The 14,374-nt window shown below is 69.9% G+C and carries 15 protein-coding genes; 4 read left to right on the top strand and 11 right to left on the bottom strand.

The features are described from left to right. Window positions 1-90: 90 nt before the first annotated feature. Entirely contained in the window at window positions 91-717 is a 627-nt protein-coding gene (locus ABEA46_RS17410) for a thermonuclease family protein (RefSeq protein WP_345546290.1), read from the top strand. 4 nt (window positions 718-721) lie between these two features. Here ABEA46_RS17410 and ABEA46_RS17405 read toward each other — a convergent pair whose 3' ends face one another. Then, the gene (locus tag ABEA46_RS17405; RefSeq protein ID WP_345546289.1) at window positions 722-1,096 is read right to left on the bottom strand and encodes a DUF1304 domain-containing protein; all 375 of its coding nucleotides are present in this window, start codon (window positions 1,094-1,096) and stop codon (window positions 722-724) included. Between the two features lie 200 nt (window positions 1,097-1,296). On the opposite strand from ABEA46_RS17405, the gene ABEA46_RS17400 reads away from it, so the two are divergent. Then, the gene (locus ABEA46_RS17400) at window positions 1,297-1,893 is read left to right on the top strand and encodes a LysR family substrate-binding domain-containing protein (protein WP_345546287.1); all 597 of its coding nucleotides are present in this window, start codon (window positions 1,297-1,299) and stop codon (window positions 1,891-1,893) included. Window positions 1,894-2,099: 206 nt separating this feature from the next. On the opposite strand, the gene ABEA46_RS17395 is transcribed toward ABEA46_RS17400, so the two are convergent. From ABEA46_RS17395 to ABEA46_RS17380, 4 genes are all read right to left on the bottom strand, one after another. After that, the gene (locus tag ABEA46_RS17395; RefSeq protein ID WP_425563212.1) at window positions 2,100-4,586 is read right to left on the bottom strand and encodes a CHAT domain-containing protein; all 2,487 of its coding nucleotides are present in this window, start codon (window positions 4,584-4,586) and stop codon (window positions 2,100-2,102) included. A gap of 30 nt (window positions 4,587-4,616) precedes the next feature. After that, complete coding sequence (locus ABEA46_RS17390) at window positions 4,617-6,464, bottom strand: S8 family peptidase (protein ID WP_345546284.1); 1,848 nt, start codon at window positions 6,462-6,464, stop codon at window positions 4,617-4,619. Window positions 6,465-6,534: 70 nt separating this feature from the next. Next, window positions 6,535-7,002, bottom strand: a complete 468-nt coding sequence (locus ABEA46_RS17385) for a hypothetical protein (protein ID WP_345546282.1) — start codon at window positions 7,000-7,002, stop codon at window positions 6,535-6,537. After that, window positions 6,992-7,609: an RNA polymerase sigma factor gene (locus tag ABEA46_RS17380; protein ID WP_345546280.1), complete on the bottom strand. Its 618-nt coding sequence runs from the start codon at window positions 7,607-7,609 to the stop codon at window positions 6,992-6,994. The genes ABEA46_RS17385 and ABEA46_RS17380 overlap by 11 nt, the downstream gene beginning before the upstream one ends. A 123-nt stretch (window positions 7,610-7,732) precedes the next feature. Here ABEA46_RS17380 and ABEA46_RS17375 point away from each other — a divergent pair, with 123 nt between their 5' ends. Next, window positions 7,733-8,473, top strand: coding sequence for a glutamine amidotransferase-related protein (locus tag ABEA46_RS17375; RefSeq protein WP_345546278.1), 741 nt, complete (start codon window positions 7,733-7,735; stop codon window positions 8,471-8,473). Between the two features lie 178 nt (window positions 8,474-8,651). Here ABEA46_RS17375 and ABEA46_RS17370 read toward each other — a convergent pair whose 3' ends face one another. The 3 genes from ABEA46_RS17370 to ABEA46_RS17360 are packed head-to-tail and all read right to left on the bottom strand — an operon-like array spanning window position 8,652 to window position 11,478. Beyond that, complete coding sequence (locus ABEA46_RS17370) at window positions 8,652-9,128, bottom strand: glutaminase (protein WP_345546276.1); 477 nt, start codon at window positions 9,126-9,128, stop codon at window positions 8,652-8,654. Continuing rightward, window positions 9,125-10,327 carry a cation:proton antiporter gene (locus tag ABEA46_RS17365; RefSeq protein WP_345546274.1) on the bottom strand — a complete coding sequence of 401 codons (1,203 nt, stop codon included), beginning with the start codon at window positions 10,325-10,327 and terminating at the stop codon, window positions 9,125-9,127. The genes ABEA46_RS17370 and ABEA46_RS17365 overlap by 4 nt, the downstream gene beginning before the upstream one ends. Before the next feature lie 38 nt (window positions 10,328-10,365). Continuing rightward, window positions 10,366-11,478 (bottom strand): hypothetical protein, encoded by a 1,113-nt coding sequence (locus ABEA46_RS17360; RefSeq protein ID WP_345546272.1) that lies wholly within the window; start codon window positions 11,476-11,478, stop codon window positions 10,366-10,368. Between the two features lie 64 nt (window positions 11,479-11,542). Here ABEA46_RS17360 and ABEA46_RS17355 point away from each other — a divergent pair, with 64 nt between their 5' ends. After that, the gene (locus ABEA46_RS17355; protein WP_345546270.1) at window positions 11,543-12,133 is read left to right on the top strand and encodes a TetR/AcrR family transcriptional regulator; all 591 of its coding nucleotides are present in this window, start codon (window positions 11,543-11,545) and stop codon (window positions 12,131-12,133) included. A gap of 18 nt (window positions 12,134-12,151) precedes the next feature. Here ABEA46_RS17355 and ABEA46_RS17350 read toward each other — a convergent pair whose 3' ends face one another. The 3 genes from ABEA46_RS17350 to ABEA46_RS17340 form a co-directional block, all read right to left on the bottom strand. Further along, window positions 12,152-12,937 carry a GTP pyrophosphokinase gene (locus tag ABEA46_RS17350; protein ID WP_345546268.1) on the bottom strand — a complete coding sequence of 262 codons (786 nt, stop codon included), beginning with the start codon at window positions 12,935-12,937 and terminating at the stop codon, window positions 12,152-12,154. 69 nt (window positions 12,938-13,006) lie between these two features. Beyond that, entirely contained in the window at window positions 13,007-13,855 is an 849-nt protein-coding gene (locus ABEA46_RS17345; RefSeq protein ID WP_345546266.1) for a transposase, read from the bottom strand. A 73-nt stretch (window positions 13,856-13,928) separates the two neighbouring features. Next, window positions 13,929-14,315 (bottom strand): hypothetical protein, encoded by a 387-nt coding sequence (locus tag ABEA46_RS17340; RefSeq protein WP_345546264.1) that lies wholly within the window; start codon window positions 14,313-14,315, stop codon window positions 13,929-13,931. Window positions 14,316-14,374 lie beyond the last annotated feature (59 nt).

Below are 14,374 nucleotides of genomic sequence, written 5' to 3'. Positions count from 1 at the left end.
AATCACCACCGGCCCCACACCGCCATCGGCAAGGTCCCACCGATCACCCGGTTAACCAACCTGCCTGGGCAGTACAGCTAGCCTGACGCGATGGACGAGCATCGGTGGTTGCGGCGAGCCAAGGTGTTCATCGCCGTCGGCTTCGTGCTGTTCCTCGCCGTGCTCGCCGTGGTGGCCTGGCCTCCCGAGCAGGGGCCGGCGCCCGACCGCGACTGGGGTCTTGTCGCACCGAGACCCGGCCGGCTGCCCCAGCTGCCGACGCCCTCCACCGGGCCGTCGGCCCCGGCCGCCGGCATCCCTTCGCGGCCCGACGATGCCATCGCGCTCACCGTCACGTATGTGTTCGACGGCGACACGATCGAGGCCGTCGACCCCGGGACCGACGAGCGCACGCGCGTACGGCTGATCGGCATCGACACACCCGAGGGCACGCCCACGCCGGAGTGCTGGGCCGGCGAGGCCCGCGCGCACCTGTCGGAACTGCTGCCCGAGGGCGCCACGGTGTGGGCTTCGCCCGACGCCGAACTGCGCGACCGGTACGACCGCGCACTTCTGTACCTCTGGACCGACGACGGCCGCTTCGTCAACTACGAGCTGATGGCCGCGGGCGACGCCGAGGCGCTGCGCATCGCGCCCAACACCGCCCATGCCGAACTGTTCGCCGCCGCGCAGGCGGAGGCCGAGGCATCCCAAGCCGGGCGGTGGGGCGCGTGCTGACGGATCAGGCGAACGGGAAGAGCACGAACGCGATGAGCGGCAGCGTGCCCTGGATGAGCGCCGGGCGGAGGTACTTGAGCCCCGTCGTGACGAGCACCAGCGCCGCCGCGACCATCGAGCCGAGCGCGAACAGCACGAGCGCGATGCTGCCCCCGGCGTAGAACAGCACGATGCCGATCACCACGCCGATCGCGAGGAACAGGTTGTAGAACCCCTGGTTGTACGCCATCGGCTTCGTGATCTCGGCCGCCGCCTGGTCGGCGACGCCGAACCGCTTCCAGATCTTGGGCTGCGTCCATTGCACGCTCTCCATCACGAAGATGTACACGTGCAGCAGCGCCGCCAGCGCTGCGAAGACCGTCGCGAGAATCCCCACCATGAGCGAACGATAGCGCCCCGGCTACGCTGATCGGTATGGCGAAGGGCGGGTCGGGCAAAGGACGGGGTCGGGATGCCGCGTCCCGGCGACCAGGAGGCGGCTCCGCCTCGGCGGGCAAGGGCAGGCCGAAGCCCGCTCAGCCGCGCAAGCCGAAGCCCGCTCAGCCGCGCGCCCCGAAACCCGCTCCCGTCGAGCCGCCGATGCCCACGACGTTCACACTCGGCGCGATCCCCGGGGCGACCCCCGGACGCTGGATCGACACATGGAACGACCGCATGCCGCATACCGCGCTCGAGCTCGTGCCCCTGGCCGTCTCGGACCAGCGCCGCGCTCTCGTGGACGGCGAGGTCGACGCGGCCCTCGTGCGACTGCCGATCGACAAGGACGGCCTGCACATCATCCCGCTGTATGACGAGGTGCCGGTCGTGGTGACGTCGAAGGACTCGCACCTTCTCGCCGTCGACGAACTCGACACCGCCGACCTCGTGGGCGAGGTGCTGGTCGTTCCGCGCGACGACGTGCTCGGCAGCCACATCCGGGGCGCTGTGGAGCCCCGATTCGCGCCCCCGGCCGACACCGCCGAGGCGATCGCGACCGTCGCGGCGGGCGTCGGGATCGTCATCGTGCCGATGTCGCTCGCACGCCTGCATCGCCGCAAGGACGCCGAGTACCGCGTGCTGCTGGACGGCCCCACCTCGACTGTCGCCCTCGCGTGGGTGGCCGAGAACACGACCCCCGCGGTCGACGCATTCGTCGGGATCGTGCGGGGGCGCACCGCGAACTCGTCCCGCGGCTGACCCGGACACGGTGCGAGGGGTGCCGCCAGGTCCCCATGCGACACCCCTCGAGAAACCGTCGCGAAGACCCGCATCCCCAGGTGCGGCCCCAGACGTCTTCTGCTCGTGCGCCCGACCCCCCGGTGGGGCGGCAACGAGCGGTTCCGAAGAGCAGGAGCGCGCGGCATCCGCCCTGATACATCGGACTCAGGAATTCTCTGAGGATCTCAGAAGCCCGCACCGTGCACCTGGAACGGTGCCACGATCCCGGTGCGCTGCGACGCTTCGGCGAGCGCGACGGACGGCGGGATGCCGGCTGCCAGACCGTCGTGCATCGCCGCGAGCAGCTCGCACGCGTCATCGTCGGCCACGACGACCGGGGCAGCCACGACGCAGCGCGCGCCGGCATGGAGCCACACACGCGTCATGCCCACTGCCTCTTCGCCCCAACGGACCGACGAGCGGCCGACTTCGCACGCCGAGAGGATCACCGTATCGGGGACGTTCTCGATGAGGTCGATGTCGTAGCCGAAGAGGGTACCGTCGGCGAGCTCGAGGCCCGAGAACATGGGGTTGTCCACCGCATGGCGCCCGTGCGCGGCGATATGCAGCACGTCGACTTCGCCTGCCAGTCGGGTAACGGCGGACGCCGTCGCGGCGCCAAGGATCTTCGGGCGATCCCAGGCTTCAGCGGCAGTCTTCACTTCCTCGTGCGCACGGGCGACCCGCGGCCCGAGAACGAAACCGGTGCGTGCTGGTGGAGCCCGCCGCGCATCACGCTCATACGAGAGCCAGCGCGTCGCAGACACAGCGACGGCGAACGGCCGAGCCCTCATGGCGGGGAGCATCGCCCACGGAATGCTGTTCAGGACCCCTGGCACGGTGAGGATGACCCGTTCGACATCGAGTCCGCGGAGCGGCTCGTCGAGCAGGATCCGCGAGAGCTCAGCCAGCCGTTCGTCCAGCGTCCGGGCGACAACGCGCTGCAGCGGCCCTGAGCGCACGGACGCCGCCATATCGAGATCGGCGCGAAGGCCGGTCATGAGGCGGGCCGCCTCAGGCCAGAGCGCGACGGGGACCAGACGCGCGCCCGCGGACGTGATGACGGTCGCGACCATCGACGTACCTGTGAAGACGTAAGACAGCAGGGCGGCAGAATCCGACAGCCCGGCCTGCGCCTCGTCCAGGGATACCCGTCTACTCCCCGCCCGCGCACCGGTGTGTGCCCACTGCCGCTCGCGAACCCGCTCCCGCAATTCCGCGACCCGCGAGGATGAGATCCAGTCACCCGACGGATCGTCGGCACGCACCAATCGGATCTCGGCGAGATCATCGGCCAGCTCCCGGTCGGGCGGCGGTCGAAGCGGGACCACCTGCTGGTTCATATGTCGGGCGCGCTCCGACCAGTCGAAGACGACCTCGGGACGACCTGAATCAACAGCCGACGCCAGGCCGCGATACATCAGGCCCGCAGCGTGCATGCTCGCCGAGGTCTGAAGATCGATGCTGCCGAAGGCCCCCTGCCACTCCGCGAGCAGGTCGAGGCCGGCCGCGGCATACTTGCGGGTCGCGCCTCCCTCGGCCCGTGCACTCGCGCGTTCCGCGCGCACCTCGTAGGCCAGGATCCGCACCTCCAACGGATCGGTGGGCGACACGCGGATCAGGCCAGCGTCGCTGTGACCTCTGCGCGCGCGCGAGAGCAACCTCGTCAGCCGGAGTTCGCGGGCCTCACCGCGCAGGCCGTAGCGTTCGAGGCGTTTCACGATTTCGGCGACTCGCGCGTCGCCGGGCAGACGTCGGTCGACGGCGGCGGTGCTGCCGCGATACTCGACCCGGCCGGACTGGAGGGCCGCCTGCAACCGCACCCCCTCCGAGCGAGTCGCCCAAAGATCGATGCCAAGCCTGCGAAATCGTCTTGCCGCCGCGCGAGCCGTCGATTCAGCCGCGGCGATGTCATGAGAAAGGAGCGATCGTGCAAGCTGGAACTCCGCCTCAGCGCGGGATTGGGGCATGCCCTGTGATCCGAACACCTCGGCCACCTGGCGAAGAATGCGCTCAGCCTCCGTCGTCTGGCCCGCTTCACGCAGGACCTCTGCCCGGTCCAGATCACCGATCGCCGCCATGACGGGCGAGACCCCCACGAGAGTCGCGCGTGCCTTCACCATCTCAGTCAAGGCAGAGACGAGGTCGCCCCCGAGGAGACGGATGTATCCCTCGTTGTGGCGCGCCTGTGCAGCATCGATCTCCTCGCCGAGGGAGGAGAAGATCTCCGTCGCCGCTGCCGCATCGGCTGCCGCCGCCGGCACGGAGCGCCGATGGATGTTGACCAGGCTGCGATTCACGAGCAGGTTCGCGCGCTCGGCCGGAAATTCGCTCAACCCGTCGATGCCCTGGGTGAGCCAGCGCTCGGCAACGTCAAGCTTGCCGAGCCGCTCGGCCACCGAGCCCAGCTGGCCGGCCAGAAGAGCGATGGATCGCGGCTGGAGACCCGGTATCGACATCGCAGCTTCGCAGACCTGCTCCGCCTCCTCAGGGCTCCCGGTCCGCACGAGGATGATCGCGCGGGTGCCCTCCACCCGCGCACGTAGATCGGCGTCCGTGGCTGATCTCGACGCTGCGTCGAGCAGATCGCGCGCCTCCCTGAGCCGACCTTGATTGACGAACTCCACAGCGCGCCGGTGCAGCTGATCAGGGTCGGTCTCCACAGACACCATCTTGGCCGCACCGATGTGTGCCCGCACCCGTTATGCGGTTCGCGGCCCACGCTCCTTGTTCTTCGAGATCGCGCCACCAACGGCCTCGTGCAGCACTTTCACACGAGCAGCCACACCGGCCGCGTCCTGCTGCGTCACCACACGTGCCTGCGGCGTGGCAGCGGCCTCAGCCTCGGCGAACGCTGCGGCAAGGGTGGCGGCGAGTGATCCAGCCACGTACGGGGCCGCGAACGAAGTGCCACTCCAGATCGCGAATCCTCCGCTGAAGTCGTCGGGGTCGATCGTCTCCCGGAGCACCCCCCACTCGGTGTCGCGCGTTCCCGGCTGGACATCGCCGTTCAGTGGCGGGAACGTGCTCAGCACCGCGGCGCCGGGTGCGTACGTGCGCACCCACGGTCCCAGATTGCTGAACAACGCCATCGACCCGTTCGGGTTGAGTGCGCCGACGGACACGTGAGGAGCCACGGTCTCGGCGTCGTCGAGCGTGAACTCCGCACCGTGCCAGTTCCACAGCGCAGCGGGGAACGCCGGACGATCTGTGGACTCGTTGCCGGACGAGCACACCACGGCGCATCCCTTCGCCCGCAGTTCGCCCAGCAGATCGGAGAGCTTGCGATCGAAGAGCGAGCGGACAGGGGTCTCATGGAAGTAGTTCAGCGAGAGGTTCACGACGTCGAGGTTGCGGCCGTTCGATTCGTCGACCCAGTCGACGAGGCCCTTGAGCGCCTCGATGAGCTCACTCTCGATCACGGTCCCGTCGCTGTCGGCGACCCGGACGGACAGGATCTGCGCGTCCGGGCAGGTCTGGTGCACGATCCCGGCGACGAACGTGCCGTGCCCGGATGCGTCGTCGAGGTATCCGTCGTAGGGTCCCAGGACGTCGCCCCACTCCTCAGGGTCGGTTTCGTGATCGGTGATGCCGAACTGCTGCTCGACCGGGAGATCCTCGATGCGGGTGACGACGCCATCCAGCCATCTGTGAGAACCGCATCCCGTGTCGAGGATTCCCACGACCGGTCGACGGACAAGGTTCGCGTGGAGCGGTGCGGGTGCCGTACCGATGTAGTCCACCACCTGGCGGCCACCGCTGCCGGGCTCTCCGTACGCGTCTGCGCCCGGCCCGTTCGGGTTGGTTCTCGGGTACGGGTTCGTCCGCGTATACGGGTTGGTTCTCGGGTAGGGGCCGATGTGCATGACGTGGTCGAGGCCCACGCTGCTGAGCTTGTCCAGCAACTCGTCGACTGCTTCCGGCGCCAGCGCGTTCTCTGCATCGGGTGCCTCACGGACCGGCTCTGTGGACCCAGCTGCCGCGCGCCCCCTGGCCGGGCGGGAGGTCCGGGACGCCGGCGTGCCGCCGCCGCCGGACGGCAGGTTGTCGGGCGCACCGCCTTCCGTCTCGGGTCGAAGGAGCCGCGCTCGCGCGCGCTGCAGTACACGCCATGCGTCGATGGGCGGCACGGGCTGGTCGTCGACGCCCTTCTTCGGATCACGGAAGATGCGGACGCGCCGCAGCGTGTCGGGGTGCAGGTCGACAGGGACAGTGTTCTCCCTGCGAGGATCCAGCGCGCGCCGGGCCGAGCGACCTGCTGCACGGTCCGCCCCGGCATCGCCCTGCGTGGCATTGGCCTCGATGCTCCATCCGAACTCGGCTGCGGCGTCCTGGAGCAGAGTCTGGATGTCTGCGAGCAGTTCGGGCTGCGTCACGAGGAGCCGATCCGGAAGGTAATGCGTCGGATATGCGGGGACTTCTTCGAGTCGTTCGACCGATGGGTCCAGGGGGACGCCGACACTGCGTCGCGCATCGATGCGCTCCCGCCACGTCAGCCGAGGAGTCCTCAATTCGATCTGGTCGTTGTCGTCCGAGCCGCTGTCGCTCATGTCTTCCCCTCACACATAACGGGTGCCGCGACCCCCAGGCCGCGGCATCCATTCCCAAAACGAAACTGCGTCAGACCTCGAACTGCGGGGTCTGGAAGTCGCGCAGCGCGCCGTCGGCGTCGCGCACGACAAGACGGAGCCGCGCCACCCCTGGCGTGACCTCGTCGAAGGCGAACCGTCCGTGTTCGCCGGGATCCGTCGCCCATTCGCGGTCAGCCTGGATCAGGCGGATCGCGAGGGCGGTGGCATCCACCCATCCGTCCACGCGACGACCACCGGTCTCGGTGTCGGTCACGTGCACGAGCACGCTCGTCGTCCCATCGCTGAACTGCAGGGTCGCGGTGTCGCTCTCGCCGCGCACGGCGGCCAGCGTCCCCTCGACGAGCGTCAGCAGGGCGTACTCGCGTGACAGATCCTCGACCGCGACCGCGGCGACCATCCGGTCGACGAGGTCGGCGGGCACCGGATCGACGTCCTCCCACATGCGGCGCATGCGTGCGAAAAGCGCGGCATCGGCCGCGAAGTCCTCAGTCTCCATCTGGATCACCCCTCCATCCGTCGCCCTCGAGTACGGCGCGGAGCTTAGCGAGGCAGCGCTGGCGGGTCGGTCCGATGGACCCTACGGGCATCGCGAGATCCTCGGCGATGCGGGCGTAGTCGGGACGGTCCTCGAACGCGACGATCCGCAGCAGGCGCTGGCATCGGTCGTTGAGCGTGCCGACCGCGTCCCAGAGGCGACGGGTCTCGTCGTCCTGTGCGGCGGTCTGCTCGGCGGATTCGTGGACCGGAAGGTGCGGTTCGAGCGACTCGGCCTCGGTGGCATCGGCTCGCCGATGCTGTTTGCCGACCCGCCACGCCTCGCGACGCGCGCACATCGTGAGCCACCCCGACACCGCGAGCGGGTCGTTGATGGTCTCGTGACGGCGCACGAGCGTCAGCCACGTCGTCTGCACGACGTCCTGCGCGAGCGCATGATCGAGCCCGTACGCCCTCACGACATGCCACAGGGGCGGTGTCATCAGACGGACGAGCTCATCCATCGCACGGCTGTCGCCTTCGCGCCAGCGCACGAACAGTGCAGCCGCGCGCTCCCATCGCGCCGGCTCCACGGAGTCGACGGATGCTTCGGCGCCCGGCTGCGTCATAGCGCCAATTCTGTCCACACCATGCCCGAGCGCGATAGAGGGTTCTTGATACATGCACCCGCGAGATTTCTCGGGATGCCGCGGCCCTCCCCGTGCGACGGCCCGGACACCTAGACTTCGGGCATGACGACCGCCTCGTTCCTCTACGTCTGCGTGCGGCCGCAGCTGGGTGCGGCCGCCGCCGAGTACGAGTCGTTCCGCACCGCGATGCACCTCGAAGAAGACGTGCTCGACCGTCACGACCTGGTGCGCGATCCGCTCCCCGACGACGCCTTCGAGCGGTACGCCGGGTTCGTCATCGGCGGCAGCCCGTTCAACGTCGCCGACCCCGAATCGACGAAGACCGACGCGCAGCGCCGGCTCGAATCAGACCTGGCCCGCATCGCCGAGCGCACTGCCACCGGCGAGGGCCCTGCAGCGATGTTCACCTGCTACGGCATCGGCATCGCCACCCGCGCCCTCGGCGGCACCGTGAGCCGCGGGTTCCCCGAAGACACCGGCCCCGTCGCGATCGACCTGACGTCGTCGGCGGCGGCGGATCCGCTGTTCGGCGGCCTCGCGAACCGCTTCACGGCCCTCACCGCCCACAAGGAGGGGACCGAGCAGCTCCCGCCCGGTGCGGTGCTGCTCGCGAAGAACACGGGATGCCCCGTCCAGGCGTACCGCGCCGGCGACCGCCTCTACGCCACGCAGTTCCACCCCGAGCCGACGGCGAAGGCCTTCACCGAGCGCATGGCCGTGTACCGCGACGACGGATACTTCGAGTCCAGCGACTACGACGCCATCGCAGGACGCGTGCTGGCGGCATCCATCACCGAACCCGCCCGGCTGCTGCGCGCCTTCGCCGCCCGCTTCGCCGGCTGATCGGGCGAGCACCAGCACCCCGGTCGTTGAGCGAGCGCAGCGAGACGAAACGCGCTGAGCCGCTCGTACGACCCCGTCACGGCCGCAACGTCCGCGTCGGCGCGTGTTCTCGAGAGCGTCTCACGTTTCGTCTTCGCTCCTTCGTCGCTACGCTCAACGGCCGGGGTGAAAGACCCGCTCAGGCTCCGGCGGGCGGGTCGAGCAGCAGCGCGACGCGCTCGTCGAGGTAGGCCTGCAGCGGCATGAGCGCGCCGGCGCCGCTCCACCGGATGCTCGGGATGCCTTCGTGCGGTGCGAGCGGCGCGTCCGGGGTGTCGACACTCAGCGTCCGCCAGCCCACGTGCACCGTCTCCCCCTCGGCGAAGCCGCCGCGCCGGGCCGCGAAGGCGAGCTCGGACCGCTGCCGCTGCGACTCGGCGGTGTAGCCGCGCCGGGCCTCCTGCCGGGCGCGGACGATCTCGCCCGTCGCGAGAACCGCGTCGTCGGTGAGCAGCAGCACGCCGAGGTGCCACGCCGAGCTGCGCCGTTCGATGCGCGGTGCGCGTGCGATCCCGAGGATGCGCCGCGGCACGACGAGCTCGCCCAGCGCCTCGCGCGGCGCGCCCGCTGCCGAGAGGCGTGCCCTGGCGCCGTCGATCAGATCGCGTGCGTTCACGCCATGTCGTCCTGCAGGGTCGGCGATGCCTGGAGCTTCTCGCCGCGGATCGACATCCCGATGAGCGGGAACAGCAGCACCGAGAGCATTCCGCCCGCCACGAGCACGGTCTGCTGGCTCGTCGTGAGGATGCCCTCGTCGACGCCGATCGCGGTGACCGCCACGATGATCGGCAGCCCGGTGGCGCCGAGGAGCGCGATCGACAGGCGATCACGACGCGTCGAGCCTTCGGGCGCGGCGAGCATCGACGGCAGGCCGCGCGCGAGGAACAGCATCACCAGCACGACGGGCACGAGGAGGAACAGGACGGGCTGCTCGATGAGCGACTTCAGATCGAACGTGATGCCGGTGTAGATGAAGAAGATCGGCACGAGGAAGCCGAACGCGACGCCCTCGATCTTGCTCTCGACGGCTTCGCGGTCGTGTTCGGACGCGTCGCGCATGAGGAGCCGCCAGATGATGCCGGCCGTGAACGCACCGAGGAGCATGTCGAGGTCGAACACGATGCTCAGCACCACGAGGGCGGCGAGGATGAGCAGGACGACGCGGATCGCGAACTGCCCCGAGGTGTGCAGGGTGGAGCTGACGAACTCGTGCAGGGCTCCCTGCGGCAGCTTCGCCGCCAGCCAGATCGCGAACCCCGCGATGATCGCGAAGGCGACGAGCACGATCGTGGCCACCCCCAGGTCACGTCCGCCGAGGAACAGCGAGATGGCGATCAGGGGCCCGAACTCGCCGACGGCGCCGATCGCGGCCACAGCCTGGCCGAACGGGGTGCGCAGCTCGCCGGCATCCCGGAGGATCGGCAGCAGCGTGCCGAGCGCGGTCGAGCACAGCGCCACGCCGATGACGATCGCCGCTTCGCCGGGAGCGAGCACGAAGCCGGCCGCGACACCCACGACGAGGCTGATGAGCCAGCCGAGCGAGGCCCGCTTGCCGAGTCGACCACGGAAGGACGAGAACTGGATCTCGGTGCCTGCGACGAAGAACAGCATCGCCAGTCCGAACTCCGAGAGCGTGTCGACGAACCCGTTCGCTGTCGCCCAGCCGAGCACGGAGGGTCCGACGAGGATGCCCAGGACGAGCTCGAACACGACCACCGGGATGCGCACCCAGCGCCCGAGACCGCGAGCGAGCAGCGGCGCCAGCACCGCCAGCAGCGGGATCAACAGCAGGGTCAGCGGGTGCAGCTCTTCCACGCGAACAGACTAGCGAGGCACCCGCCGCCCCTCCGGCGTCAGACCTCCAGCTGGCGGGCAGGCGGGGTCAGCTCGGCGCGGTTGCGCGAGTGGCCGATGAGCGCGAGGATCACACCGCCGGCGAGCCAGCAGCCCAGGATGATCCACTGCGTCGCGGTCGCGGCATCCGGGAAGTACATCACCGACCGGAGCAGGTTCGCCGACGCGCCCGGCACGAAGAACTGCCCGATCGCACCCCACGGTTCGGGCAGGAACTGCGGCGGAGTCGCAGCGCCCGCGATCGGGTTGGCGATGAACATCGTGATGACCGCGCCGACAGCGATGCCGGGAGGGCCCATCAGCGCCGCGAGCCCGACGACGAGTGCCGAGGTCGCGGTCACGCCCAGTCCGAGCACCGCGGCGTTCAGCAGCCAGTCCCCGGTGAGGATGCCGAACCACGTCTGCATCACGAGGGCGATCAGCGCGCCCGCCGCGATCCCGAACACGAGGAGCCCGACCAGGCGACGGACGACGCCCTGGACCAGCAGCGTCAGCAGGATGCCTCCGAGCATACCGCCGAGCACCATCGGGAAGACGGATGCGGCAAGGCCCGCCCCGGTCTTGTCGCCGTCGGCGAGCGGCACGAGGTCGGTCACGGTGACCTTCGGGATCGACGGTGCGGCGCCGTCCGTGGCTCCGGCGGGCAGCTGCGGGAGCTGTCCGCTCTTGAGTGCGCCGACGATCGCGGTGAGCTGATCGGTGAGCGCGGTCTGCGCGGTGGCGTCGATCTGCGACTGCAGCTGCGTCGCGACGCCACGCAGCGCCTGCGCGGCGACGGGGCTCGCGGCGGTCGCGATCAGCACCTCGGGCTCGTCGCCCAGGAGGATCGCGCCGTACAGCTCGCGGGACTGGATGCGCTGGACGGCGTCGTCGCGGTCGTCGACGTCGGACAGGTCGAACGGCGCCGGGTCCTGCTCGGCCAGCTTGTCTTCGACGGCGCCGACCATCTCGGACGGACCCGAGATGCCGACGGGCAGGTTCTGCGGCTGCGAGGTGGCTGCCGGCCACACGAACGCCATCACGATGACGGCGACGATGAGCGAGCCGAGCAGACCGAACGCTGCGGCGACGATCCATTTCGTGGGACGTGGACGGCTGGATGCCTCGGACATGACGTGCTCCTAAAAAGGATACCGATTCTGTTTGCGAGAATAACAGAATCGGTATTCTGTTTCCATGCCGAAGGTGTCGGAGGAGTATCGAGAGGCCCGCCGCGACGAGATCGCCCGCGCAGCCCTGCGCTGCCTGGAGCGCAAGGGCGTGCGCGACACGTCCATCGCCGACATCGTCGAGGAGTCAGGCCTGTCGACGGGCGCGATCTACTCGCACTTCACGAACAAGGGCGAGCTCGCGCGCTACATCGTCGGGCGGTTCCTGCTCCCCCGCATCGACGGACTCGAAGCCGCCGGGGCGCGGGGCGAGATCCTGCCGCCCCGCGCCGCGCTGCGCGGCATGCTCGGGGTGTTCGACGAAGCCGGACTCAAGGCTTCGCTCGTGCTGCAGTTCTGGGGCGAGGCGATGGTCGAGCCGGGGCTGCAGGAGCAGCTCCTGGTCACCGCCGCGCGCCTGCGCGGTTCGCTCGAGACCGCGATCGGGCCCTGGGCGGCGACGCAGACGGCGAACGAGACGGATGCCGCGGCCCTCGCCGCCGCGGCGGCACGGTCGATCGCGGCCCTCGCCCAGGGGTACATCGCCAACGTGGCCGTCTTCGGCCCGCGCGAGGTGGACGACTACATCTCCAGCGCGATCGCGGTGCTGGAGAGCTGAGCGTCCGTCAGCTCGACCTCAGACTGCGCTGAGCCCGGCGTCACCGCTGCCCGTGGGTGCGGCATCCGGTTCTTCCGACGACACGGGAGCAGGCAGCTCGTGCACTGTCACGGCCGACGCCGGGGCGGTGCCGCGGATCTGGCGGTGCAGCCGCTCCATGCGGGCGTCGAGCTCGGCGGCGGTGTCGGCGGCGTCCTTGAGGCTCTCGAGCAGTTCGTCGGGGACCCGAGTGGCGTACTTGTAGTAGATCTTGTGCTCCAGGCTCGCCCAGAAGTCCATCGCGATCGTGCGGAACTGCACCTCGACGGGCACCTCGATGCGGCCGGTCGACAGGAACACCGGCACTTCGAGGATCGCGTGCAGGCTCTTGTACCCGTTGGGCTTGGGATCGGCGATGTAGTCCTTCACCTGGATGACGCGCACGTCGTCCTGTGCGGTCAGCAGATCGAACAGCCGGTACACGTCGGCGGTGAAGCTGCAGGTGATGCGGATGCCGGCGATGTCGGTGATGCTGCGGCGGATCGACGCGAAGTCGCCGTCGATGCCCTTGCGCTGCACCTTCTCGACGAGGCTGTCGGGCGACTTCACGCGGCTCGAGACGTGCTCGATCGGGTTGTAGTCGTGCGTCAGCAGGAACTCGTCGCGCAGGATGCCGATCTTCGTCTCGACCTCCTGCAGGCCGAAGCGGTACTCCATCATGAACCGCTGCAGCTCGTCGCGCAGCTCCCGCAGCTCGGTCGGAGAGACCGTGATCTCGCCTTCTTCGGTGGTCGTCGCGGGCACCAGCGGAGCAGGAGTCGCCATGCCCTCCACGCTAGGCAGGCCTCCTACGAGAGTCCTGTGAAGCCGGATGCCGGCGGCCGGCGGCCGGCGTCAGCGGTCTTCCAGGGCTTGCGCGGCCCGCTCCGACGCCTGAGCCGCGGCGCGGGCGCGGGTCGCCGCCTCGGCGTGCTCGCGTTCGGCGGCATCGAGCTTGGCGCCCGCCGCCTCGGCATCGGCTTCGAGGGCGGCGAGGTCGCGGCGCAGGTCGTCGATGCGTTCGCGCACGTGGTCCACGCGCTCCTGCGCCTTGGCGCGCCGCGCCTCGATCCGGGCGAGCTCGCGCTCGGCCTCATTCGCGAGGCGCTCGGCCTCGCGAGCGGCCTTCTCGGCCGCCTTGCGGGCACGGCGCTCGGCGAGATCGTCACGGGGTGGGGGTTCGATCGCTCCGGGGAGCGTCCCGCCCACGGCATCCGCGAGCGCGGCAGGATCGATGTCTCCGGCCTCCAGCGTCGTGACGAGCCGCGCCGTGAGCACCGCGGCGGCGGCTGCGGCATCCATCACGGCGGCATTGATGGTCTTCTCAACCTCGTCTCGCGCGCCCGCGCTGAGCGTCACGCCGGCGTCGGAGGCGAGGCCGACCGCCTGCTTCGCGAGGGCGCCGACCAGCTGCCGCCGCTGGGCGCCCAGGCGCGACAGTTCGGCAGCGTCGAGGTCGTCCTGCGCCTCGCGCAGCGCCGCCGAGAGCTCCACGGCATCGGCGAGCTGCCCGTCGCGCGCGAGCAGGTTGACCGCCCACGCCGCCACCGACGGCTTGCGCAGCGACTTGACCCGCTTCGCGAGTGCCGGCGGGGATGCCGCGGCCCGCTCGTTGCGCGCCGCCGTGAACTCGGCCGGGGTCAGGGCGTACAGCTCGCTCGCGATCTCGTCGAGCCCCGCATCGCCCTCGGCCACGGCATCCATTCGTCCATTGTGGCGCGTAGGACGGTCCACGATTCAGTCCCGGTGTCAGCCGACCCGCCGGCGCGCCGCGGAATCACGCGGCGCGGCGCGATGAGCCGGCTCGCGCAGACGGGATTGCGAACACGTCGGGGGTGGCTGCGAACACGTCGGGGGCGGCGGACGGGGTGGTGGGCGAGGTCCGGGTGTGGGGCTCGCGCCGCTGCGACTGCGCCGACACCGCGTACAGCACCAGCATCACGGCCATCGTCACGAGGTAGAACCCGTGCAGCACCCAGATCGGCCCGAACGGCAGGCTCACGACGTAGATCGTGTACGTGAGGTTGCCCACATTGCCGAGCACGAGCGCGCTCAGGCTGTAGGACCGCAGATCGCGCGAGCGCACCGCCTTGACGAGCATCGGCAGATTGGCCGCGGCGAACAGCACGGTCGAGACCGTCCCGGCGAGCAGCGCAGCGTCCATACAGTGAAGATGCCCTCGCGGGCCCCGGCGATACATCGGCAGTTCTGCCCATTTCGGCC

This window comes from Microbacterium jejuense (assembly GCF_039544225.1).
Lineage (GTDB): Bacteria > Actinomycetota > Actinomycetes > Actinomycetales > Microbacteriaceae > Microbacterium > Microbacterium jejuense.
Note: the sequence above shows the minus strand (reverse complement) of the source record. Positions and strands in the feature narration are given on the sequence as shown.

Bases quoted from the DNA above. Each gene is read 5' to 3' on its own strand.
- ABEA46_RS17380 (WP_345546280.1), bottom strand. From the start codon at position 7,609: ATGACGCAGCCGGGCGCCGAAGCATCCGTCGACTCCGTGGAGCCGGCG.
- ABEA46_RS17390 (WP_345546284.1), bottom strand. From the start codon at position 6,464: ATGAGCGACAGCGGCTCGGACGACAACGACCAGATCGAATTGAGGACT.
- ABEA46_RS17350 (WP_345546268.1), bottom strand. From the start codon at position 12,937: ATGGCGACTCCTGCTCCGCTGGTGCCCGCGACGACCACCGAAGAAGGC.
- ABEA46_RS17375 (WP_345546278.1), top strand. From the start codon at position 7,733: ATGACGACCGCCTCGTTCCTCTACGTCTGCGTGCGGCCGCAGCTGGGT.
- ABEA46_RS17405 (WP_345546289.1), bottom strand. From the start codon at position 1,096: ATGGTGGGGATTCTCGCGACGGTCTTCGCAGCGCTGGCGGCGCTGCTG.
- ABEA46_RS17400 (WP_345546287.1), top strand. From the start codon at position 1,297: ATGCCCACGACGTTCACACTCGGCGCGATCCCCGGGGCGACCCCCGGA.
- ABEA46_RS17385 (WP_345546282.1), bottom strand. From the start codon at position 7,002: ATGGAGACTGAGGACTTCGCGGCCGATGCCGCGCTTTTCGCACGCATG.
- ABEA46_RS17410 (WP_345546290.1), top strand. From the start codon at position 91: ATGGACGAGCATCGGTGGTTGCGGCGAGCCAAGGTGTTCATCGCCGTC.
- ABEA46_RS17355 (WP_345546270.1), top strand. From the start codon at position 11,543: ATGCCGAAGGTGTCGGAGGAGTATCGAGAGGCCCGCCGCGACGAGATC.
- ABEA46_RS17340 (WP_345546264.1), bottom strand. From the start codon at position 14,315: ATGGACGCTGCGCTGCTCGCCGGGACGGTCTCGACCGTGCTGTTCGCC.
- ABEA46_RS17395 (WP_425563212.1), bottom strand. From the start codon at position 4,586: ATGGTGTCTGTGGAGACCGACCCTGATCAGCTGCACCGGCGCGCTGTG.
- ABEA46_RS17360 (WP_345546272.1), bottom strand. From the start codon at position 11,478: ATGTCCGAGGCATCCAGCCGTCCACGTCCCACGAAATGGATCGTCGCC.
- ABEA46_RS17345 (WP_345546266.1), bottom strand. From the start codon at position 13,855: ATGGATGCCGTGGCCGAGGGCGATGCGGGGCTCGACGAGATCGCGAGC.